The organism is Vibrio tritonius (assembly GCF_001547935.1).
Classification (GTDB): domain Bacteria; phylum Pseudomonadota; class Gammaproteobacteria; order Enterobacterales; family Vibrionaceae; genus Vibrio; species Vibrio tritonius.
On sequence record NZ_AP014635.1, the window covers coordinates 2616244 to 2640468 of the forward strand.

20 protein-coding genes are annotated in these 24225 nt (G+C 38.1%); 8 read left to right on the forward strand and 12 right to left on the reverse strand.

Annotated features, from left to right (window positions below; genetic code table 11):
- Position 1: 1 nt before the first annotated feature.
- Positions 2–586: a LysE family translocator gene (locus JCM16456_RS11585; RefSeq protein WP_068714489.1), complete on the reverse strand. Its 585-nt coding sequence runs from the start codon at positions 584–586 to the stop codon at positions 2–4.
- A gap of 109 nt (positions 587–695) precedes the next feature.
- Here JCM16456_RS11585 and JCM16456_RS11590 point away from each other — a divergent pair, with 109 nt between their 5' ends.
- A complete protein-coding gene (locus JCM16456_RS11590) occupies positions 696–1139 on the forward strand; it encodes an Lrp/AsnC family transcriptional regulator (protein WP_068714491.1) in 444 nt (147 codons plus the stop codon).
- A gap of 264 nt (positions 1140–1403) precedes the next feature.
- Here JCM16456_RS11590 and JCM16456_RS11595 read toward each other — a convergent pair whose 3' ends face one another.
- Together JCM16456_RS11595 and JCM16456_RS23720 are read right to left on the reverse strand one after the other, a co-directional pair.
- Positions 1404–2615, reverse strand: a complete 1212-nt coding sequence (locus JCM16456_RS11595) for a J domain-containing protein (RefSeq protein ID WP_068714492.1) — start codon at positions 2613–2615, stop codon at positions 1404–1406.
- Between the two features lie 334 nt (positions 2616–2949).
- Positions 2950–3180, reverse strand: coding sequence for a hypothetical protein (locus JCM16456_RS23720; protein ID WP_156430515.1), 231 nt, complete (start codon positions 3178–3180; stop codon positions 2950–2952).
- Positions 3181–3240: 60 nt separating this feature from the next.
- Here JCM16456_RS23720 and JCM16456_RS11600 point away from each other — a divergent pair, with 60 nt between their 5' ends.
- Positions 3241–4752 carry a PTS transporter subunit EIIC gene (locus tag JCM16456_RS11600; RefSeq protein ID WP_068714494.1) on the forward strand — a complete coding sequence of 504 codons (1512 nt, stop codon included), beginning with the start codon at positions 3241–3243 and terminating at the stop codon, positions 4750–4752.
- On the opposite strand, the gene JCM16456_RS11605 is transcribed toward JCM16456_RS11600, so the two are convergent.
- Both JCM16456_RS11605 and JCM16456_RS11610 read right to left on the reverse strand, forming a co-directional pair.
- Positions 4753–5748 (reverse strand): LacI family DNA-binding transcriptional regulator, encoded by a 996-nt coding sequence (locus JCM16456_RS11605; protein ID WP_068714496.1) that lies wholly within the window; start codon positions 5746–5748, stop codon positions 4753–4755.
- 344 nt (positions 5749–6092) lie between these two features.
- Positions 6093–7781 carry a zinc ribbon domain-containing protein gene (locus JCM16456_RS11610; RefSeq protein ID WP_068714498.1) on the reverse strand — a complete coding sequence of 563 codons (1689 nt, stop codon included), beginning with the start codon at positions 7779–7781 and terminating at the stop codon, positions 6093–6095.
- Positions 7782–7930: 149 nt separating this feature from the next.
- On the opposite strand from JCM16456_RS11610, the gene JCM16456_RS11615 reads away from it, so the two are divergent.
- Complete coding sequence (locus JCM16456_RS11615; protein WP_068714500.1) at positions 7931–8470, forward strand: hypothetical protein; 540 nt, start codon at positions 7931–7933, stop codon at positions 8468–8470.
- 33 nt (positions 8471–8503) lie between these two features.
- Entirely contained in the window at positions 8504–10495 is a 1992-nt protein-coding gene (locus tag JCM16456_RS11620) for a DNA phosphorothioation-associated putative methyltransferase (protein WP_068714502.1), read from the forward strand.
- Between the two features lie 25 nt (positions 10496–10520).
- Here the strand turns inward: JCM16456_RS11620 and JCM16456_RS11625 are convergent, their stop codons facing one another.
- Genes JCM16456_RS11625 through dndA form a run of 3 tightly spaced genes read right to left on the reverse strand, consistent with a single transcriptional unit; the run spans position 10521 to position 12768 of the window.
- Entirely contained in the window at positions 10521–11099 is a 579-nt protein-coding gene (locus JCM16456_RS11625; RefSeq protein WP_068714504.1) for a class I SAM-dependent methyltransferase, read from the reverse strand.
- Positions 11092–11628, reverse strand: a complete 537-nt coding sequence (locus tag JCM16456_RS11630) for a hypothetical protein (RefSeq protein ID WP_068714506.1) — start codon at positions 11626–11628, stop codon at positions 11092–11094. The genes JCM16456_RS11625 and JCM16456_RS11630 overlap by 8 nt, the downstream gene beginning before the upstream one ends.
- A gap of 15 nt (positions 11629–11643) precedes the next feature.
- The gene (gene dndA, locus JCM16456_RS11635) at positions 11644–12768 is read right to left on the reverse strand and encodes a cysteine desulfurase DndA (RefSeq protein WP_068714508.1); all 1125 of its coding nucleotides are present in this window, start codon (positions 12766–12768) and stop codon (positions 11644–11646) included.
- 111 nt (positions 12769–12879) lie between these two features.
- Here dndA and dndB point away from each other — a divergent pair, with 111 nt between their 5' ends.
- From dndB to dndE, 4 genes are read left to right on the forward strand one after another with little or no spacing between them, the layout of a single operon-like run.
- Positions 12880–13977, forward strand: a complete 1098-nt coding sequence (dndB, locus tag JCM16456_RS11640; protein ID WP_068714510.1) for a DNA sulfur modification protein DndB — start codon at positions 12880–12882, stop codon at positions 13975–13977.
- 18 nt (positions 13978–13995) lie between these two features.
- On the forward strand, positions 13996–15960 hold the full coding sequence (gene dndC, locus JCM16456_RS11645; RefSeq protein ID WP_068714512.1) for a DNA phosphorothioation system sulfurtransferase DndC: 1965 nt from the start codon (positions 13996–13998) through the stop codon (positions 15958–15960).
- Positions 15957–17933, forward strand: coding sequence for a DNA sulfur modification protein DndD (gene dndD / locus JCM16456_RS11650; RefSeq protein ID WP_068714514.1), 1977 nt, complete (start codon positions 15957–15959; stop codon positions 17931–17933). Before dndC ends, dndD begins: the two co-directional genes overlap by 4 nt.
- Positions 17930–18298: a DNA sulfur modification protein DndE gene (dndE, locus tag JCM16456_RS11655; protein ID WP_068714516.1), complete on the forward strand. Its 369-nt coding sequence runs from the start codon at positions 17930–17932 to the stop codon at positions 18296–18298. Before dndD ends, dndE begins: the two co-directional genes overlap by 4 nt.
- Here dndE and JCM16456_RS11660 read toward each other — a convergent pair.
- From JCM16456_RS11660 to JCM16456_RS11675, 4 genes are all read right to left on the reverse strand, one after another.
- Entirely contained in the window at positions 18293–19276 is a 984-nt protein-coding gene (locus JCM16456_RS11660; RefSeq protein ID WP_068714518.1) for an HNH endonuclease, read from the reverse strand. The genes dndE and JCM16456_RS11660 overlap by 6 nt on opposite strands.
- Complete coding sequence (locus JCM16456_RS11665; RefSeq protein ID WP_068714520.1) at positions 19273–20946, reverse strand: ParB N-terminal domain-containing protein; 1674 nt, start codon at positions 20944–20946, stop codon at positions 19273–19275. Before JCM16456_RS11665 ends, JCM16456_RS11660 begins: the two co-directional genes overlap by 4 nt.
- Before the next feature lie 85 nt (positions 20947–21031).
- Complete coding sequence (locus JCM16456_RS11670; RefSeq protein ID WP_068714522.1) at positions 21032–23842, reverse strand: sigma factor-like helix-turn-helix DNA-binding protein; 2811 nt, start codon at positions 23840–23842, stop codon at positions 21032–21034.
- A gap of 1 nt (position 23843) precedes the next feature.
- Complete coding sequence (locus JCM16456_RS11675) at positions 23844–24224, reverse strand: hypothetical protein (RefSeq protein WP_068714524.1); 381 nt, start codon at positions 24222–24224, stop codon at positions 23844–23846.
- Between the last annotated feature and the right edge of the window lies 1 nt (position 24225).

The following is a 24225-nucleotide window of genomic DNA, read 5'->3' on the forward strand; positions in this document are numbered from 1 at the left end:
TTTAACCCAACATTGGCAGGGTTGAAGCCACCAGCAAGCTGGCCATTGACCAGTTAAACCAACGCACATGATGATCGTGTTTAAGAAACTGACTGATTTTCTTTCCTGCATACACCCAGCTAATACAGCAAGGTATGTTGATCGAAACAAAGATAAAGGTAATCACCCCCAGCCCCCACAAACTCGCCGTGGGGTTATATAAACTGACAGCAGAAAGCGCCATCGACCAACCTTTTGGGTTCACCCATTGAAACAACATCGCCGAGAAAAACGTCATTGGCCGATAAGCTTGCGTTTCCAATTTAGGTTTACTGCGCGCAATTTTGAACGCCAAATAGAGCAAGAAAAGACCGCTCAACACCTGCAAAACTTGGTGCGCGATAGGAAAGCGAGTAAACACCCCCGACATGCCAACGCCCACCAAAAACACCATTAAACCAAACCCCAGAGCCACTCCCAGAATATGCGGAATACTGCGGGCAAATCCAATGTTCGCCCCAGAAGTCATTAACATCATGTTGTTAGGGCCAGGGGTAAAGGTAGAAACAAAAGCAAACAGAACTAATGCCAACAGCTGATCATTCATTTTTTGTCCTTAAGTAACATCATTCGATGAGCAAAAGGATACGTAGAATGCAGCGCAATTTTGTGCTTATATTGTGTTCATTAGCCTTAATTAAACAACAATATTGCCCATGGATAAATTTAACGAAAGAATCTTGCATGAGCTACGCAAGGACGGCAGATTATCGAATGTTGAGCTTGCAGAACGCGTGGGGCTATCTCCTTCCGCGACACTGCGCCGTGTACAAGATCTTGAACGCACAGGCGTGATCAAAGGCTATCGCGCCATACTCGATCGCGATCAGCTTAATATCGGCGTGGTCGCTTATGTCTCTGTTGGACTCAACAACCACAGTAAACAGTCTCAACTCGCCTTTCTGCAACACATTATGGCCGTACCGGAAATTGTGGAATGCCATAACATTACTGGAGTTTACGAATACCTACTGCGCATTGAAGCCCGCGATTTAAAACACTTTCAACGCATTCACGCCGATGTGCTTGGCGAATGCAAACAAGTGCGCGAACTCAATACCACCGTGGTGATGGACTCCCCAAAAGACGAAAGACAGTAAGAGCAAAATAGACAGTTTGAGAACCCTGCCCTACGTCCATTTACACTTTTATGCGCATAAAAATGTAAAATTCCGCACTTTTCTGCGCATAAAAAAGTTTGAATCCACACTTTTCTGCGCCTAAAAAATAGACAACAGCGTTAAAACCAACGTGACCGTAAGCCGATCACGTTGACCTTATCCCCTAGTGGGGATAAAACAACAAAGTGAAGCAGCTCAATGTTTAATTCTCTACAGCTAGTTCAACTTAGTCATTGACTCTTTTTAATCAAAGAAATCGAAAAATTCATCAATATCAGATAGATCTATTGGCCCACCAAAAGATGGAAACATAGGTTTAAACCTATCGCGTCGTTGACGCAACACTAACTGGATATCTTGCACTGTGCGTATCGACTGAATTTTATCTCTCAGTCCCTGAGCTTCTTTGGTCAGCCCCAGTCTATAGTCTTCTAACTCTTTCTTCCGACTATTTTTGTTACCACCACCAAAACGATGCCAAACTTGGCTCTTTAAGTCTGGCCCCGCTTTCAACTGGTGATATTCGATCTCCAATTGGTCGAGTTTTTGCTGCAAATTCTGAGTAAGACCATTTAGCGCCTTTTCATCTAAATTCATTTCAAAATCAGGCAGCCACGTTTGTGCTAGCATCAACATGCCAAAAATATCTTTCTCTTTTTTTGCTTGAGAAAGTTGTTGCATCAACTCATGATGCTGCTGCTTTTTCTCAGTATCTTGGATGCGATCGGGATGAAGCTGTCTTGCTAACTGCTTATAGAGTTTATTGATGTCTTTATTCTCAAACAATGCTGAAATATCGTTATCTGCTTCATTAAACCAGGGTTCATCCTCTTCATCGTCGAAAAATGAGAAGGTATCGTCGTCAAAATCAGCACCATCCTCACTCTTCGCCTCTTTTTTCGCCGCCTGCTCTCGAAGAGATTCAAGATACTGTATGAAACTATCTGGATGACTAATCATCTCTTTCAATTGTTCATCAGTAAGATCTATATCCAACCCAGTGATAGCCGAAACCTCCGCACGAACAAGATCATAATCTTCTTTGCTAGGTTCATAAGCTTCATCTTCAGGATGAGCTTTTGATAGCGCAGCTTGATACTGTTCTCGCAATGGCTCTGAGCTCTTGATTCGAAAAGGATTTGCTTCCAAAAGATCAAACTCTTCACTAATCCAGTCGTAGAGAGTATCACGCATACTGCCTTTAATACTTTTACGAGAAATAAAACTGATTAGGTGTGCAATCAACTCCTCGGTTGCCGCACATACCTCTTGTTCAGTGCCTTCAAGCTCGAGGCGAAACTGGTCCAAAAAGTTCGTTATTTTTTCATCGTAACGCTGGTTGCGCGCTTGGCGCTTTTCGATCTGCTGCCAAAGCTTTTGCACTCTTCCCCAACCAGACTTTGAAGGCTTTGACGTTGCTTGAATACTTAAAGGGGTTACAACTAGATTATTCATATACATTTCGCTACGTAGAGAGTGAGGCTGATAAAAACTAAGTCACAAGGCTATCACAATACAATATGTGGAGTGCATTGCTGGCTAAAAATGACCATGTCAATATCAAAATGATGACATCGGTCTAACGAACGAGTGAGAGGTTAACGTGTCAATCAAGTGGGAGCGTTTCATTGATAATGGCAGTTACTCCATTTTTCACACGATCAATTAAATCTCAATAAACACAGACAAATCACCACATTCCTCAATAATCCTGCGAAGTAAAACGTTTTTCCTCAGGTTAACTCCTTGTTATGAAGGTATAAACTAGGTCTCATATACCCAAATAACCTCAATATGCTGTTTCAGCGAGAATGTATTCGCTTATAGGCAAGGCACCGATTTGAATACATAGTGATTCTACGTAGAAAATCGGTAACGCAGCATAGGAGCGAATACAGCTCGCCCCTTGGGAGCTCATCAACAAGCCCATTTCTGCGCCCAATGACGTTGAAAGGGAATGACCATTCCTTCCGTCATTAAGCCTGACCTGTGCTCGTTGATGAAGCTCTGAAGTCTGCATCTTGAGGTCATTTGGGTATACCAACCACAGTGTTCATCGTGCTTCAATTAAAGGATTAATATGGCCAACTTAGTCAAAACACTTTCCGCCTCGGTATCCAAACTGTCATTAATAGGTCGAGCTTTAATGCTGCCTATTTCTCTTCTCCCTGCTGCTGGGCTGCTGCTCGCTTTGGGAGACAAGTTTGGTATTGATTTAATGATGCAAGCAGGTGGCGTTATTTTTGATAACTTGCCGCTTCTGTTTGCTATCGGCTCTGCCGTTGGTCTGGCGGGGGAGTCAGGTATCGCAGCCCTTTCGGCAGCGGTATCGATTCTGATCATCAACTCAACCATCAGTTCGCTCCTGCACATCACTTCAGAAATGGCATCGAGCGGCGGAAAATACGCCATGGTTCTGGGGATACCGACCCTCCAGATGGGGGTATTTGGTGGCCTCATTTCAGGGATTCTCGCGGCAGTTTGCTACCAGAAATTTCATGATATGAAGCTTCCGGAATTTTTAGGGTTCTTTGCAGGAAAGCGATTTGTTGCTATTTCGACAGCGGCCTTTTCTTTCATTTTGGGACTGATACTGCCCTATGTTTGGGTTTACGTTCAAAATGGCATCGATGCGTTATCACAAATCGTTAATGGCGATAATCAGGCTCTCTCAACCTTCATTTTTGGCTTTGTCGAACGAGCGCTGATTCCACTCGGCTTACACCATGTATGGTATCCGTCATTCTGGTTCTCTTTTGGGGAATACATCGGTCCAAATGGCACAGTGACCACAGGCGATCAGACCATTTGGTTCAAAATGCTTTCTGATGGGGTGAAATCATTCTCCACCAACACCTACAACGATGCGGGTAAGTTCATGCAAGGCGAATTCCCATTAATGCTGTTTGCATTACCTGCTGCTTGCCTTGCTATGTATCATGAAGCCCACACTCGCAATAAAAAGATTGCTGCCGGCATCTTGTTTTCAGCCGCATTAACCTGCTTCATAACTGGCATTACCGAACCCGTTGAGTTTACGTTTATCTTCGTTGCGCCAGTGCTATACGTTTTCAATGCGATTATGGCAGGCTTGTCCTACATGACGATGTACCTCATGGGGGCACACATTGCTAAGTCATTCTCAGCCGGACTGATTGACTATATTTCTTTTGGGATCATGCCGTCGTTTAATGGCTTTCAGACACATTGGATTAACGCGATCATCATCGGCATCCCAATGGGGTTGATCTATTACTTTGTGTTTAGAGTGGTCATCCGTAAATTTGATGTCAAAACACCAGGCAGAACCGAAAGCACTAACTCAGTCGATAACCTAGACGATCAAGCGTTAGCCAATAACGTTATTGAAGCGATTGGTGGGTTAACCAATATACACAGCTCAACCGCTTGCATCACCCGTTTACGACTTGAAGTGAATGATAAAAACGAAGTAAGCAAAGAGCAGCTAAGCCAACTCGGCGCTCAAGGCGTTGTTTATGTCGGTGACGTCGGCATTCAAGTCGTGCTTGGTGCTAGGGCTCAATTCATTTCCAATATCATTGAGCAAAAAATGCAGCCCCAGCCTAAGTGATTAAATAAGGGTTGAATTAATCAGCATTTTTTCAATCGGTGAATGTGGCCTTTCTATCTTAGCCATCATGCGTAACGCAGCTGACTGACCAACCGAATACAAATCGGTTTGAACAGTCATGATGCCTAAATCACTAAATGAAGATGCACCATATTCACCAATACTAATCAAAGCCACGTGGTCATCTAAGACGTGGCTTTGCCCTATATTTTTACCAAGTCGATTCATTAAGTTCATCACAGCTACTGCGACGTCGGCATCATGGCAAACCACTGCTGATACTTGAGCATGCTGGGTAAACAGCGAATGCAGAGTTTGCTCGATATTTTGGTTATTATCCTCAACGACCAAAATGGATTTACTAAGGCCATTGGATTTCAACGCCAATTCATACCCAGCAATACGCTCATTCCAACAAGCGGTCCCCTTTACTCCACCAACATAAGCAATGCGGCGGTGACCTTGTTGGATTAAATGCTCGGTGGCACAAAAACTGGCTTGGCTATTGTTTATCGCGACACTGTCTATCGTTTCAGCAATATCATGATCGGCAATGCACACCATCGGCACCGAATTCTCTAAATCAAGTTGAGAAAGGTTTAAGGTGTTATTCACACTCGCAAACAAAATGCCATCGACGCCTTTTTCTTGCAGCGTCTTAAGCTTTAAGTGAAAGAGAGAATCTTGATACTGGCACTGAGTGAGAAACAGCATGTAGCCACGCTCTTCCAACGTATTACTGATTCCAGCGATTAACTGATTGGGCATATGGCTATCAATGCCATTAACGATCAAGCCAATAGTGCGACTGTATTGATTTCTCAAATTGGCTGCCGTTTGATTACGGGTATAACCTAACACCTCGACTGCATGCAGCACTTTCTGGGCTGTCTCTGCAGAGATCTTTCCTTTATTACTCAATACATGAGAAACCGTCGTAACGGATACCCCCACATATTTCGCCACATCCTTAATCGTAATCTTGGGGTTTGACATGGAATGGTCCATTTCCAACATAAAAAAGCAAAAACGCTATCTTACTCTTTAGCCCACGGTGTTCAAACCGAAGGTTCATTTAGTTGGAAAACCCCAACTCAGGCTCCCCCACCATAATGACTGGTATTACCTAACCTACTGAAGAGGAATCTATTAACAGTGCAACAGTATTTACTCTTGCGGATCCTTCTGGTGAGGTGTGGTAATGGCTTCTCTCAATGCCTACATGAATGGATTACTGGTTGGCGAGTTAATCAAAAGAAATATCCCCCTTTGTGTATCAAAGAGGGATGTCTGATAGAAATAATGAAAGCCGTACAAGGCTTTTAACCCACCATATTACTTTACCCCAGCACCTCAAGCTTATTACGTAAGTTCTCTAGCGACGCTTCGAACTGAGCGATTCGTCCTTGTAACGGTTTCATGATGTTTCGGCGTTGGCGGCTATTTCGCATGCCGTTGAGTGGCGCTTTAATCCACACAAAAACGTTAAACAACACACAAGCGCCAGCAATGAGCATCGGTACAGGAGCAAGGCCAGCCATACCACATCCGATAGCAGCGATAACAAACAGCGCATTCCATCCCCACCAAGCAGCACTACCACGGTTATCTGAGTAGGTTTCTAACCCATTAAAATGGAACACTTTGTCTTTGGTGATGTTATAGAAATACTCAAAGGAGTAATGGTTCTCTTCAGCAAATTGAATATCACTGTCAGCCGCTGCAATCCAATCGCCTACATCGATATCACCTAAGATTTGCTCTTGCACACTCAAGGTGTAAGTGTCGCCATTCACCAACTCTAGTTCTATCTTGCCGCGCAGATCTGAACTACGAGAACGAAAGCGACTCTCTTTGGTTTGATGGGTGGAATGTGAATAGATACCACCGCGATAGTGCTGAGTCTCGGTCGTGGTGGTCGTTACCGTGGTGATATCACTTACCGAGTTTTTTACATCCGTCGCAATCACTTTGCCGAGCATAAATTCGTTGGTCACTTTCGCCTCGCGATCGGCGGTTAGCACATGACGATGTAAGTATTTACTATCAGTTTGAAACAAGTATTGTTCTGAAAGGTGAGCGTACACTTCAGAGACCGAAAAGCGTGCATTAACCTCTGGTGTTTCACTCACCACAAGTTCATTTTCACCACTTCCTTGCTCTTGATTTTCATGAGAGAGCAAAGGCGCTTCGACGATCATTTGGCTCGCTCCGCAGTGAAAACAGAAATGAGCGTCATCCGGTAAACGGGTATTACAAGAGGTGCAGATAACGTCCGATTTTTGTGTCACTCGCGCGATATGGGTATAGCCGAGTTGATAACGATGAATCCCCAACAGTTGCTGAAAGGACTTTTGCAACGCATCGTATTTTTCGGTTGCTTTGGCAAACTTAGTCTTATTGCGGCTCATCTCGAACAGCATTGTTGCCACAGCAGCCACGGCACTGATAGCGAAAATTGTGTTCGTTGGCATACGCTGATAGTTAAACAGATAAATAGCCACTAGAGCGCCAATCACCAACCAAAGCCAGGCTGTTTTCTTTTGTGGTCTTGGATAAATGTTTTCTACGGTGTAGTTCTGCCCTTCTTCTTTATGCACCACAACACAAGGCACTGCTGCGTTATCTTTCACAAAGCGCTTCGCTTCTTTGCCCTGCACCTTATGATACAAAGTCATCTCGGTTGGGTAATAAAGCGTGAGAATATCGCCACGACCAATCGATTGAGTGTATTGCGACTCTGCAGAAATCGACGTTTCGACGATTTGTTCATCGCTAGTGCGTAACTTAATCCACCAAAAAGCGTATTCCACATCATGGTTAGAACCACGCGAACGGCGTTTATAGTAACGCGAATCCAGCACCTGACCGGTGACCGTGCGAGCATCAGGATAATAAGTCTTCACTTCTTTTAAGATATTAGGGTCAACCTCATCCACACCAACACACTTAGGGACAAACTCAAGTTGCTCGCCACAATCTGCGCAGTAGCGATCACCAAAATAGACAGTACTTTGACAATGTTGCATTCACTTTCCTTCTGTTCTAACCAACCGCGCCTGAACTATCAGGTTGCGTATTAAGGGAAGAACAGAATAAAAGCGAATCGTGAGAATGGGATATTGTAAGCTTATGAACTGAGTACAATACTCATACTAAACAACGAATGGATTAAACAATGGTAAATGACTTAGTCACTCAATTATTGCATTGGTATCAGCAAAAACATCCTAACTATTCAGGAAACAATACGGCAAACGCTCAGTCACTTATCTATTTAGAGCAATTAGCTGAGCAGCTATTGCTCCCAATACAAAATCTATTTGGGCCGATAACCATCAGCTATGGATTTACCTCATCTCCATTACTTCGCTACCTGCTCAAACACAGCCCTGGAGATATGGGGCCGAGTTTGGATCAACACGCGTCCGCAGAATTAAATACCCGAGGCAACCGAATCTGTCAGCGCGATGGCGCAGCTTGTGACTTTTGGGTGCAAGGCTACGAAACCAGAATGCACATAATCGCTCAATACATTACCGAGAGCCTTCCTTTTGACCGCTTGTATTTTTACGGTAAAGATCGACCTATTCATTTGAGTATTGGCCCTGAGAATGCCCGCTATGTACTACTTCGTTACCGTAATAAAGATGGCATCCGAGTCAATGGGAAAAGTGGCACAGGGAGCACCACACCTCAACTCTTTATTGATTTATAATCATATCGCCTAATCAGATAACGGAGTAAACGAATGGATTCACAGTTATTTCTCTCTCTTGTCGCGAAAATCACTATTGGGAAACAACTCCCTGATGCCATTTATTTACACAAAGATGCGCTAACCGCTATTCCTGAAGTCCTACAAAAGTTTATTCCGGCTGTTGCGAAAGCAGTCAATCTACCGAACGACGAATGGAACCTAATCAAGTTATTCAAAAAAGAGTTTCGGCTATCGCTTCTTCATTATCCTGATTTTTACACTGATTCTTACCCATCGTTAAAACAAAGCCTTAATGTCGATCTTTCCAAACTCACACACAAAATTACCCAGTATCAAGATTCAGATAACCCGCCAATACTACACCGCAAAGAAACCATGATTCTGCCAACGAGTGATTACTACGAAAGCTTCGTAAACTTAACTCAAGAAGGTGAAAATGCAGGGCTTTATCAAAATAGCCGCTTAATAGGTTTTAAACAGTCTTGGCTCAATATTATCGCACGTCACGGATATGAATTGGTCGATGGGCGTTTATTTCGCAGCTCAGCGATCATGACCGATCGTAACGATCATGGTATCGACCGGCACAAAACAGCAATTGTTCGCCATGAACTCTCAGCCCCTATGAAAATGCTGGCAAAACATGGGTATTTAGAAGGTAACTATTCCATCTTTGATTACGGTTGTGGCCGTGGTGATGACTTAAGAGAGCTGGAAGCACACGGATTAGATGCGCTAGGTTGGGACCCAAACTTCCGCCCTGATAGTGATAAAGTGAAAGCCAATATCGTCAATATCGGCTTTGTCTTGAATGTGATTGAAGATCAAGATGAAAGGCTTGAAGCTTTATTAGGCGCTTGGGAACTCACTCAAACTTGCTTAGTGGTTTCAGTGATGCTGGCTAATGAGTCCTATATCTCTCAATTCAAACCATTTAAAGATGGCGTCATCACCTCAAGAAATACCTTTCAGAAGTATTACGCACAATCTGAAATCAAAGCCTATATTGAACGCTCATTACAGGAAGAAGCGATTACAGTCGCACCAGGCATTTTCTTTATATTCAAAGACAAACTGCAAGAACAAACGTATCTCCAAGGAAAGTTTAAACGCCATCATACGTGGCAGCAGATAACATCCCCTGCTCCTGTTGATTCAGCAGACAAAGCCAAATTGGTCATCACTCAACATCCTGAACTGTTTGAGCAATTTTGGTTAGCTTGCTTAGATCTAGGTCGCATCCCGGCCAATGACGAATTTGCTGATTCCGATAGAATCAAAGAGCTAATAGGTTCTCCGAAAAAAGTCTTTAACTTGCTCACAGAGCTTTATGGCGATGACGATTTTGCACAAGCACAAAAGCGGAAAAAAGAAGATCTATTACTGTTCTTCGCGATGGGGCTTTTTGAGAAACGTAAACCGTACACACAACAACCTGAATCATTAAAACGGGATATCAAAGCACTCTTTGGCGAATATCAAACAGCTTTAAATCTGGCAACTGAATTGCTGTTTGCCATTTCAGACACTCAATTACTCGAGGAGCAATGCATCAAAGCCAATCAATCTCTTGCTGCAAGTCACCTCAATCCTGGACACTCCCTAATTTTCCACAAAAAGTACATTAATGATCTTCCTTTACTTTTGCGTACCTATGTCGGTGCTGCGTTACAAATGTATGGGGAAATTGATGACCATATTGACTTAGTTAAGATTCACATTACTTCAGGCAAGCTCACCCTCACCGCCTATGATGACTTTGAAAAATCCGTCCCGTTTTTAGTTGAACGAATCAAGATAAAAATGGCCGATCAGGATATCGATTTCTTTGATTATATTGATGAGAACAAGCAGCCCCCATTGTTGAACAAACATCTTTATATATCAAAAGATGATGTGAATTATAAGAAACAGGCTCGTTTTGATAAGCGATTAACTAATTTATTTGGAGATTCAGACAAAAGGGAACTGCTTTATTCCCGAGTTGTGTATGATGAAATAATATCTAAAAAACAAATATAAAACTAGATGATTCACAACCATAAATTCAAGTTACAACATAAACTCTCCAAGACACTTCCTTTCTATTTAATATATCTTCCCCTCCATCAAACCAAGTGATATTTTTATTTTTACATCCTAAGTAATCTAAAACTAAATAATTAAACTTATAAATTAATGGATCACTATCATCCTCTTTAATAGAAAAAACCAGCATACCATCATCTTTCATAAGATTAACTATATTTTTTATACTAATCAATTGTTCCTTAGGATTTAAAAACATTAGAACGGCACTCAATAAAATTAAATCGTACCTATTAGTTTCCGTTATCATTTTTAATTCAGGGAGAGAATCAACAATCCAATTTACAGCACCAGATTCATCTTTTCCTTTTGCAATTGAAATTAAATTTTCTGATATATCTACAGCCGTGACAATACCTCCTTCCCTAGACATAAAAATAGCGTCCCTACCACTCCCACATCCAATGTCCAATATTGAAGCATCATTAAAATCAATGAATTTAATCCACTTCTCATGTACTATTTCAGATGGTTCAATATCATACTTTTTAGAAAGAACTTCTGCATTCTCATCAAAATAAGATCGTAAATTATTCATCTTTAATATTCAAACCAAAAGGTAATGACGGCATGTTCTTCATCCTTTCCCACCCTCTATTATAATTTTCATCTGTAGGCTCGACTGTATTATTTTTGGCAGTCTCGAACATTTCCTCCAATGAGCGAATTAAGTATTTCTTTTCATTTTCATCTAAAAATGGATTACTTCCTCGTCTAGATTTTTGAGCTATATTATTAAATATACTATGAGATTTTGTATGATAATTATAATTATTTCTATATTCTTGAACAAATCCAACCAATGTTAAAAATAACGCTCCTAATGAACAAACTAATGAAATCACCATATCCCATTTTTGAAAAAATGAGCACCTGTTCGATAGAGTGCTAGAAAATATTGGTATTATAATCAAAATAGACGTAATAGTTTCGCATAATCTAATTTTACTTTTAGCAACAGTAGCAGCATCCATATGTGCTAAAGCATTATGACGGGCACGAAGCCAAATATCTCCAAACTTCTCTTTAGCATTACCAACATTATTATTTTTAAATCCATCATCCATTAGTATCTCCTTATGCTAGAGGTAACGTCTAAGCACTTCTATTATTTTTTGTGTTGGCAGTTCCGATGTCATATAACACCAAGACATCCTTATTGCACTGTCAATCCGCTCTTCATCCAATCCCATAGCAAGCAAAACATGACTTGGGCTATAACTTGATGATGTACATGCTGAACCATTAGACACAGCAATAATGCCTTTTAAAGCAACAATTGCAGCTTCAGAGTTCATTCCTGGTATAGAAAAGTTAAGTACATGAGGAGCTAAATTTTCACCGTTGATTTGAATATCTAAAACAGACAAAGAACTGATAGCTAAATCCTGTAATTTCTTGCAATGAGATGCCCATTGCTCTCTATTTTCTTTAACCAATTCACAAGCTTTACCTAAACCAGCTATGAGAGGAACAGCTAGAGTGCCAGGACGTAGCCCTCTTTCCTGACCACCTCCGAACATCAAAGGCTTTAATGGGATTTTTTGGAACCCGCGGCGACGGGTAATTAACGCACCAATACCTTTAGGAGCATATAATTTATGTCCACTAACACTAATCATATCAACACGTTGATTTGCTAACCCATTTTCATATTTACCAAATCCTTGAGCAGCATCAACATGAAAGTAAGCATCGTGATTAGCTAATACGTCACAAAACCCTTCAATATCCTGAAGACAGCCTGTTTCGTTATTAACCTGCATAATACTCACAAGAACAGTGTCATCTTTTAAAGCTGCAGCGAGATCTTCTTTATGAATCAACCCACTTTCATCTGTTGGTAGGTAGGTAACTGAAAATCCGATTTTTTCTAATTCCGCAAGAGGTTCCAACACAGCTTTGTGCTCAATTTTAGAGCTAATGATATGCAACTTTTGGCTTTGTTGCGCATACTCTTTTAATCCTAAAATAGCGATATTATTACTCTCGGTAGCACCACTGGTAAATATCACTTCACTTTTATCAGCATCAACAACATCAGCAACCAACTGCCTTGCTTTCTCTACAGCTTGCTTGGCAACAACACCAAATTCATGAGTTCTACTTCCCGAATTCCCAAACTCTTCTTTGAGATATTTATTGACTATATCAATCACTTCAGTCGCTATGGGCGTTGTTGCGTTGCAATCCAAATACGTTGTCATTTAAATCCCTCGAATAAAATTGAAGACATTCTTTATCAAGTATCGTATATTACTCATAATTGTTCGTACGAACAATTGATTTGTTCGTAAAAACAGCATGTAATATAAACTATGACTAATAAACTGATATCAGGAACCTCATTCCCGGCAATCAAAGGGATACAAGCAGATACCGAATTTTACACAGTGATGTGCCCATTAAAAAGGCTTACAAAGGTCTTTACCTTTGATGAAGGAACATTACCAGTAAATGAACGAGCTCAACGCATACTAAACCCAGATCGAATACCAGAGATAAGTAACTACATTTTATCAAATCGAGATAGCTATGTGTTCTCAGCTTTGACTGCATGTATTGATGGGGATAGTGAATTTACACCAATCGGTGATACTAAGCACCATCAGCGTATTGGAACGTTAACAATAGATGAAGACGCAGAAGTTTATATCACTGATGGCCAACACAGAAATGCAGCCATATTAGAAGCACTGAAGCAAGATCCATCGCTTGGTGAAGAAAGTATCTCCGTAGTATTTTTTGTTGGTAAATCACTATCTGAAAGGCAAAAAATATTCAAAGATCTAAATCTTTACCCAGTAAAAACCGACAGCTCATTAAGTATCACATACGATGATGAACCTGATGCAATGCTTTCAAAAACGATCGTATTTGAAAGCAAGATACTAATAAAGCTAATTCATATGGAAAAAAGTAACTTAGGTCCAAGATCTAAGAAACTTGTGAGTCACAGTGCTTTAAACAAAGCAACTAATGAGTTATTCGATACCATAAATAGTTCAACTTATAAGACACAAATTTCAATAGCTAAAGAGTTCTGGGAGCATTTAGTACATGTGATACCAGCATGGAGCCTTGTCCTAAATGATAAGGTCTCCGGAGGAGAAATCCGTGAAGAGTCCATTCATGCCTATTCAGTCACTTTTCAAGCATTAGGAATTGTTGGTAACTGGTTACTTAAAAGCGATCCTAATTGGAAAGAAACAACCGAAGCGTTGAAAAATATTAACTGGTCTCGTGCCAACAAAAAAGATTGGGATGGACGTTGTGTGGTAAATGGGGCAATGAGAAACTCTTCCGTAGCGACTAAACTCACAGCCAATAGAATTAAATACTATCTTCAAATACCTCTTAATGAAAAAGAGCTTAATGAAGAAAAAAAATTTAAACAACTACAAAAAAGTAAATAATATCAGGTTCGATAAAACATGACTGTACATACTCATAAACCTACCTATTCAGCATTCAATGAAAAAGGGTTTAAAGCAACTATTCGTGAGCTTATTGATCGAACTAAGACTCTTTACCAAAAAGACAATATCCCGTGGGTAATTGGCTATAGTGGAGGTAAAGACTCTACTGCGACATTACAAGTAATTTGGAATGCAGTATCAGAACTAAAATCAGAAGGCAAAGCAAATAAACCTGTACATGTCATTAGTACAGATACACTTGTAGAAAATCCGATTGTAGCATTGTGGGTCGAACGTTCTCTTAATCAAATGAAATTTGCTGTAGAAGAACAAGACCTGCCGATAGTCCCTCATCGTTTAACCCCCAAAGTTGAAGACCGCTTTTGGGTTAACCTGATCGGTAAAGGCTATCCCGCCCCAAGATATAAATTCCGTTGGTGTACAGATCGTCTGAAGATTAGCCCTTCTAATACATTTATAAAAGAAGTGGTTCAAAGTAACGGTGAAGCTATTTTAGTTTTAGGTACCAGAAAACATGAAAGCTCAGTCCGTACAGCAAGTATGGAAAATATCGAAAATTTAAAAGGGAATACTAGAAAGGATGATGGGTTAAACCTAAACACCCAACTTGATCGTGTATGGGTATACACTCCAATCGAAGATTGGACAAACGATGATGTTTGGACATTCTTAACCCAACAAAAAAATCCCTGGGGTTATCGAAATACTGATCTCTTAGGTATGTACCAAGGAGCAACTGAAGGTGGTGAGTGTCCTCTTGTTGTTGATCAGTCGACTCCTAGTTGTGGTGATAGTCGATTTGGATGTTATGTTTGTACTATGGTTGGTGAAGATAAATCCATGGCTGCCATGATAGCTAACGACGAAGAAAAAGAATGGATGCTTCCTTTGCTAGCACTGCGTAATGAAATAGATATTAATGATTCTGATCCACTTAAAAAACAAAATAAAGTTGCAAGAGATAAAAGTAATCGCGATTTTCGTCGTATGAACGGAAGTCTCACTGTTCATATTAGCTTAAAAGAGTTCAGTTCGAATAAAGACTTAGAAGAAAGTGACGATTTATATGAACGTCTTGCGCAGTATGAAGATACCACAGATTATAAATATGAAAACCTTCCTGCAGACATTGTCCGTGGACCATATAAGCAATCTTTTAGAGAAAACATGCTTCGTAAAGTTTTAGAAGCTCAAAAAGCAGTGCAAGCTTCTGGCCCACAAGATGTCAAGTTATTAGAACTATTAACATTGGAAGACTTGGAAGAAATCCGACGTATATGGGTAGATGAAAAAAATGAAGCTGAAGATTCTGTTCCAGTAATCTACCAGGAAGTGATGGGTAGAACTTATCGTGGTGCAAAAAGAGCGCACAGTCCGATACTAAATCATCCTGTACTAAATAAATTAAAAGCTCACTGCAAAACATATTCAGATAATGATGAATTAAAATACCACCAACTTCGAGGGCTGCTTGCCATAGAAGATCGTTATAAGCATCAGCTAAGAAGAGCAAAAATTTCAGAAGAGTTAGAAATAGCTATAGATAAAGGTGCGTTCGACAGTATTGATCATGCTAGACAATTTGCATTACAAAGAGCTAAAAATGAGTACCTTATCAAATTGAAACATCTGATGAAGTCTGATGAATCTCAAGAGTTTTTAACCGACATTGATAAAAACTTGTCTATCATTGATGCCAAAAAAGACTTATTTAAGATCAAAAAATACAAACTATTACTTAATAAAATCACTGAAAATAACCAGGAAAAAGAAAAGCTTGTTGAAATGTCGATAGAGTTAACTTCAGGATTAAAGAAGCTATATAAATACTATATTGAACAAATTGACTTTTCTTTTACCTTATTAAATAAAAAAATAGAAGAAAATAAACAACAAGAAGAACGTAATCTTAAACTATTAACTCCAGAACAAATTACTGTTCAGGAAAGCAAGCTATGATATTTGAACAAGTAAAACTTTATAATTTTGGTATTTATCAAGGTGAACATATTATTAACCTTGACATAAACTCTCATACACAACCAATCGTTCTTTTAGGCGGGTTAAATGGTGGTGGTAAAACGACACTTTTAGATTCACTACAGCTCGCTTTATATGGTAAACATGCTAAGTGTTCAAATAGAGGTCGATTATCTTACAGCGAATATTTGAAACAAGTTATAAATAGGTATTCTAGTGAAGAATCCGCTTCAGTTTCGTTAACTTTCAGACACAGTAAAGGAACATTAAATAAACAATATGAAATAATTCGCAACTGGTCCGTAACTGGAGCAAAAGAAATTTCTGATAACATAACCGTATTAGTCGATGGTGAAAAAGATTACCTTCTAACTGAAAACTGGAATGATTTCGTTTCTGAATTTATTCCTCAAAGTATGTCTGAGCTTTTTTTCTTTGATGGAGAAAAAATAGAAGACTTAGCAGATCCAACTCGTTCTGCTCAATTGATAAAAACAGGAATCGAAGCTCTACTTGGGCTTGAATTACTATCTCAATTATCAAAAGACTTAAACAATCAAAGACAAAATAAACAAGGTAAAAACTTAAATAAAACTGCATCAGAAAAGTTTCAGGAGTTAGCGGATAAGAAAGAAATACTAGAAAAAAATCTTGAAACGTTAGAAATGAGTATTAATGATGAATTAACGAACCAAGAAGATTTACAAGAAAACTTCAAGGTAGCAGAGAGTGCTCTACATAGTTCTGGAGCTCACCTATTAGATGATTTATCCGATATTCAAGCAGAAAAGAAACGTATAGCTATTCAAGTAGAAGCTTTAGATCATAGTTTACTTAAAATTGCTTCTAGTGCATTACCTTTAAGTTTGTGTAAAAACCTATTATTTAAAGCTCATAAACAGGCCGAATGCGAAGATCAAGTTAGTCGAGTAAAAGAAGCTCAAGAACAAGTCACTATACAAAATAAAAAATTACTTTCCCTACTAAACAAAAATATTGATAACAAAGGCATCATTAATTTGGTTGGTGGATTAATGGAGCAAATCAATCAGGACTCACTTAGTGAATATAATGATTTGGATTTTTATCTAAACACGAAACCAGATTTATTCGACTTTGCTCTGATAACGATTCAAAATGAAGAAATTGAAAGTAACAATCTACTCACTCAAAAAAATGATTTGGTAGAAAAACTTGCTCTAGTCAATAAAAAACTTGAAGCAGTGCCTGATTTTGAGTCAGTAAAAGATAAAATAGAGACTAAAGATAATATCGAAGTAAAATTAAAAGAAAATTCGCTTTATATCGAAGCGCTAATTGAAGAACGTAACCAATGTATCAAACAGATACATGAAAATGAACTTAGATTAGAAGCAACTCTTGTTCAGAAAAATATTGAAACATTTGAACATAAAAGAAACCAGCAAGTTGCCGATCATCTAATAGAGATGAGAACGATCATCGATAATTTTAAAGAAGTATTAATAAAAGAAAACATCTCTAAATTAGAGCGTAAAATCAAAAGTAAATTTGATACTCTGGGAAGAAAATCAAATTTAATTACAGAAATTAAAATAAATCCGATTTCATTTAATCTAACAATAAAGGGAACGGATTATAAGCCAATCGATCCCAAACGATTCTCTGCAGGTGAACGTCAATTACTATCTGTAGCTATTCTATGGGCATTAGCAGATGAGTCAGGCAAAGAAATACCGACAATAATCGATACACCGATGGGACGTCTTGATGGTAAGCATAGAACCAAGTTAGTTGAAAATTATTTTCCTTCAGCAGCTGGGCAAGTCATCCTTTTATCTACTGATGAAGAAATATCTGGTAGTTACTATAAGAAATTAAAACCATATATAGCTAGGGAATACCATATTAGTTATCAAGATGAATTACAAACCTCAACAATTACTCCCGGATATTTTGGAGGAGAAGCATGAGTATCGAAACAGTACGCTTATCTGAAAAAGCCAAAGGACAGCTTATTACGGTCAAGCGTAACACTAAAATTGAAAACTGGAATGTTTTGTGTCGTTGGGCTTTGATGCTTTCCTTGAAAGAAGAAAGCATTCCTCCTCATGAAGAAATTATAACAAATAGTAATGTTGAAATGACGTGGAAAGTGTTTGGTGGCGAGTTTTCAGATATTTATCTCGCACTACTTAAGCAACGTGTTTATGAAGACTATGGAAATGTAAATGAAAGTGAACTTGGCTACTATTTTAAACTCCACCTTCATCGTGGAATTTCTTATCTATTTTCTAAAGCAAAAAATATTAAAACATTAGTAGAATTGACCCTATAGGGTCAATTCACCATTAGAAAAATAACTACCAAATGTATTCTTATCAAAGTCTTCTCGTTTTATATATCTATTAGGTAAAACGCTATGTTCTCTACATACAACTCTCATACTTGCTGGTGTAATATTTTTTGTCGGACCAAAAATAGATTCAACAGTCAATTCACTATTACCTAAATTATTTTTACATCCGGGATATTCACATTTTCTCCTAAGGCCAATAAGCCTAAGAAGCCAATAATAGTAGGAACGGGGCCAAAAACCACTATTCTGATTCAACCTATTACCGGGACTATAAGCAGTTATATGATTACTTTTAACTCTATTAGCCCATCCACAAATTAATCTATAATTATCAATATCATCTTTTCCGCCAAGAGAAAATGGGTATAAATGATCCACTTCTATACGTAAATCAGATTCATTTAAACCAATTGGTTTTAATCTATCCACGAACTCAGGTAATTTTAAATTTACTCTCTCTGATTTTGGAGCATCAAAATTAAATATCGCTTCTGGAGAAAATTCATATCCAGTTAGCCAACAGCGTAAGCTATCACCACTAGAATATATATCTATTAAATCCCTTTTTACCTCATTTGATATTGATTTTCTTCTGCTGCTTTTATTTAATTTCTCCATTCGAGATAGAACTAACTTAGACAATTGTTTAGAAATGTTAATCTTATAATCATCATTTTCTTGCAATCCAATCAACTTATCTATACATGAGTATATATCACTATATACCTTTACTATCGTACAATTAGTTCCTATATGACTATAATCAACAAACTGTTCGATTATCCATCGAAGCCATTCTCTCGTAATGTCGCCCTGAATAATATCTTTACGTATACCCAGTAGAATATCAGGTGTTTTCAAAGAAGCAAGCTCCCTTTGATTTTCCCAATCCCATACATTTTCCTCAGATAAAATACTAGAAGCAAGAAGTCTTATATCGCTTATATCTGAACTCATTTTTTAGGATTCCTATAAGATCTAACCTGCGGTAACTGCTCAGGACTTTCACGATAATCAGCCCAGTTTTCAGACCATCTGGATTTAATACCTGTACTATCTTTTTTTACTCCTGATAGTTCCCAATCTCGATCAAAATATTCTCTACTTACATCTTCTAGCCATTCATCTACTATGGATTCGATATCTTCTATATTATCTATTTTCTTTCTTGACCCATTTAAATATTTAAAAAAATCGGCTGCAAGTATTGTTAAAGATATTTTGTTAAAGATATTTGATTTTCTAGTATTTCCCCAATAATTAAATCTCGTAGGATTCTCATCTTGAGCAAACTCTACTTTTACCTTATTCCAAAACTTAACAAAAACATCTCTCCACACTCCATCAAGCTTTCTCCACTCTTCAAATGCTAAATCTGTCTGGTCAGAACTGACAATGCCTGATTTTGCTAAGTATTTAATTTTCCAACTTTTTGCATAATCATTCCTAGCATGAAATAAACTCCCGCCTTTTAACTCCCTAAATATTTGTATCAGAGACCCCATCACATTCCACTGCAACAAGTCCTTACCATCACCTTCAAGTCCACGCTCAACAAGCTCGAAAAATGGACTTGATGGATTTCTAGCTGCCCATGTAATAGCTCTTGCGTCATCAAGCGCTATACCAGATTGCATTAGTCTTTCCGAAACACTTTCCATCTCTTTTGTGGTTAGAGATGTGGAAATAATAGTTCCTAAAAGAGACCTACCGATAGGAGTCGCTTTCTGGTTAATGACCACAAATTGAAATACTTGTTCTTTGGGATCATCATCCAATAATAAAGACACTGGCAATTTTCTCGAATTTTTTATTAATAGGTCCTGTTCGACTTTTTCTAAATCGTCGCCAATTGATAAACGGTTAGTGATCATCTCCATATTACTTTCAGATGATAAGCTACTATGTGCATCTCTAATAGCCCCCTTTAACCGATGTTGACCATCTACTAGCGTCACTGGTAGCAAAAAAGATAATATAGCAGATCTCTCAAAACCTAAAAATATATTTCCTTCTTGTATTTTTACATCTGTAATTTCTTTTAAAATTTCGTGACGTGAAATTACATCTCTTAAAAATTCTTCCAGATGTGATTCTTCTAACAAAACACTATCAGAACAATACTCAGAATCTCCTGAATCTTCAGTTGAATCATCGAGATTAATATTCATTTGCAGCGTGGATTTTAAATAATCAATTTGTTTTGAATCAATTAGTTTACTATCGTCACTAATACCTATTCTCTCCGATAGAGATTTTCTTAGAAGATTAAACAAATCAACTAGCTTCATATCATATAAATTAGGGAAAGTTATTGTAATATTTCCAGAAACACCATCTTCTGATTTAAAATTGACAGAACCACCATCTATTTTTTTCAGACCACAAATAAGACTATTTTGGATTACATTACTTTTATTATTAAAAAAACTTTCGATCTGTTCTAATCTTTTTCTATTCTCTGTTCTTTGAAACCCTGCACTTTCAGCTGAATCAGGGCTAAAACTTTTTTTCTGTGGAATTCCAGCCCATTTATCTATTTCAACGGCTGGTGCACCAAAAAGTATTAATGGTTTAGAATTTTCAGATTGCTTTACACAAATTGCAGGATAAGAAAAACTAAGCATTTAAACCTCTAACAAATTTATTTTATCGTCTAAATATAAGAAAACTTTTTATATAATAAACAATAATACATTGGAAACATTAGGCTTATTTAAGAGCCCACTTTTTAACTACTTTATCAAATTTAAAACCATTATTAAGTAATAAACCTGTCACAGTACCATCCACATTTAACCCAGTAACTTCTGAAATCTTCAAGTTAATTTCACCAATAGTCATTGGACGAGACATGTGCTCCGATAACCACTTAACCGCTTGAGTAAAATTCATTCGTCTCACATCATCTCCCCAAGAGGCTAACCCTAAAAACATAGCTTTAACCAAATGAAAGCGTTTATCTCTTTGGGCCAAGTTTAATAACGTATAGGGCTCTGGATAGTTTGTTAAATCTGTACATTTTAGAACTCCATCAACTTCAGAAACGTGAATACCTTTTTGAGTTTTGTTTAGGTACGCTTCTAAGCAATCCAAAGCCTTTGAAATTTCTTCTTCAGTCGAACCGATGTCTCTCTCTACGAGTCCCCATAAGTCTGGACCAACTTGAATCATCCTATCATTGGGCTGAATTTGTTGAATTTCACCAACTCCACGAAATTCTCGAAGTGTATCTCTAAGCTCACTCCCTTTCATTGGCGCTCCATTCTCCTCTAGGAATTTAGTAAACGCTTCGGCCATATCAATACGATCTTCCGGAGATTGATTGGAGTCTGAGCGAGCCCAAACCATTCTATTTAAATAGGTAAGCTGCTCGTCTTTTTCCAATATAATATTTAGAATATAAGTATCAAGTTCTTCCGGTAAGCTAGGGAATTTTTCCTGAAGTGCTTTTAATAGCCCTGAAGAATGCCACTGCCGTTTTAGAGGTCCTTCATACATCATTTTTTTAACTACAAGACGAATGTTATTGCACATACGTTCAGAAATGGGGTTAAAACGCTCTAAGCCATACATTCCTCGACCGTATAATTTTGCCCCCTGGGCCTGAAGAGCATTTTGAGCTCTCCTTTCATCAACTTTCTTACCAAGCTGCTCTGTTGCTCGAATTGCAACTTCAGAATAATGAAGAGGTGACTCAGCCTGTTCTAATACTGCAGCTACCGCTGATTCAGCAGATTTACCATAAGAAACTAAAATGGCATTGTCATCATCACCGGTGAACTGTAATAGCTCATTAAACTCGTTAAATAGCAGATTATTTAGTTCTAAAGCACCCACAGATTCTAGCTGAGACATAATTAAAACTTCAATATCCCTACGCTGCCATAGTTTTTCTTCAGCTTTATCTTTTAATGATTTTCTTAAATATGAAACTGCTTGTTCCCATTCATCTTGGCTAATGCGAGTAACAATTTTAAAACCATTTATTTTTATTACCCTAATTTTCTGTTCAGAGAATATTTCTAATATTGCTGCCAGGTGCTCATAATTACTTATAAATCCTTTAAACCACTCATCTTCAAGTTCGAGCATTTCTAAATAAAGTGGCTCTGTTCTTGTCGCAAGTATTTGTCCTACTTTTACAGCGATAACATCATCCCAAGACTCTTCACGAATAATTTTATCTATATTCTTTTTTTGTATTTGCCTAACTCGTTCCCTAGTTACACCGATCTCTTTGCCTGTAGCTTGAAGTGTTAATGCTGGTCCCTGAAATCCTGTTCTCAACTCAATGACCATTCGGTCTTTATCTTTTAATTTTGATAATGTAGATTCAAAATATTCTTTAAGCGTCTTATTTTCTACCTTGCTGTTTTCTGCATTTCCGAGCTCATCTCGACTCTCAAGTTCATTTATACTAGCTTGTTGTTTTCTTGAACAAATATCCGAATATTCCAAATTATCTGCCAACTCGATTAACCTTAAACAAAAATCATCATTAGATTTTTTACCAAAATTAGGCCAATTAAACATTTCGGTTTGATTAATAGAAAGTAATTCACTGAGTACTTCGAACCCTTGAGAAATAAATACATTTTCAAGTCTAACTGAAAATCCCAATTTAGAAATTGATTTCGTTAAAATCGATTTAGGAATAATATTTAGCAACAAATGAGGGTCATTTTTTTTGGTGACCTCCTTCAGTTCTTTATATCTATATACATCGGCAATTGCTAATAGTTTTGATGGCAATAAACTAAATTTTTCACAAAAAGACGCATCATCATAAATACCATATACCATTAATTGGTTGGCTATATCAGATGAATATTCATTTAAATTTTTTACCCAACTGGCCAGCGGTATATTTTGCCCACCACTCAAAAAATAACGATGATCAGCGGTTCTCGAAAAACATGGACTATCAGCAACTTTTGAGTAATGACTACCAAACGAATATCGATTTAACTCAACATCTAATACATCAATTGGCCGTGTAGCTTTAAAGTCATACAATCCATCCTGAATGATATGCGCAAAAATTTCTTCTTTATTTAGCGGCTTACCCACTTTCTTTATCACTTTTTGCGCAGCTTCAACGATTGTATATCTAGATGAATTGTCACTTTGTTTTGAAACAGAAAATCCACTCTCAGGCATGAGGATATTTTCATACTGCGACAATTCGAGTTCATAACCGAATCCATTGGTAATCAGATAACTAGGGACATCATCTTGATTGATATTTAAGATGGCTGCGGGTCTATCGGTAGATACATATCCACCCGGTAAAGCCCACTTTACTGATGAAGTAACAATAATATTACCTAAAAGCACTGGCGATATTTTTTGTTTAAACTTAATTTTGGGCCGCACAAAGCCAATATGAACAATTCCTAGCAAACTATTGTTAGAACGCTCTTTCCAACCCAACTCTAATGAGCCCAAGTCACGAAAGACAATAGTTTCAACAGCCTTACCATCATCAATGATAATTAAATATAGTTTTAATGAACTCATACTATTTCATGAAATATTCTTCAAATGGGAATTGACCCGTAGATTGATATGTTTGGTACAGTTCTCTAATACCTTTTTCAGCCAACCTTTCAATATAGCCGTATATTGATGTTCCTTCTGGTACTAAATTACTATTTTCTAATGCTGTATATAAAGTACGCTCTTCGTCTAATTCAGCAACACGTAACGTATTTAGACTCTTATCTTCTAGTACTGGCGCATTAACTTTATTTTTTATTCCAAGGGCAACCATTAAACGATATAAATCGAACTTAATCAATTTCGTGCCTTCTTCACCATCACCAGGATTTAGCTCATCAAGTAATTCATCTAACTGTGCCATTCCAACAGCAGTCAAACCAACACGATTTGGCTCATCCATA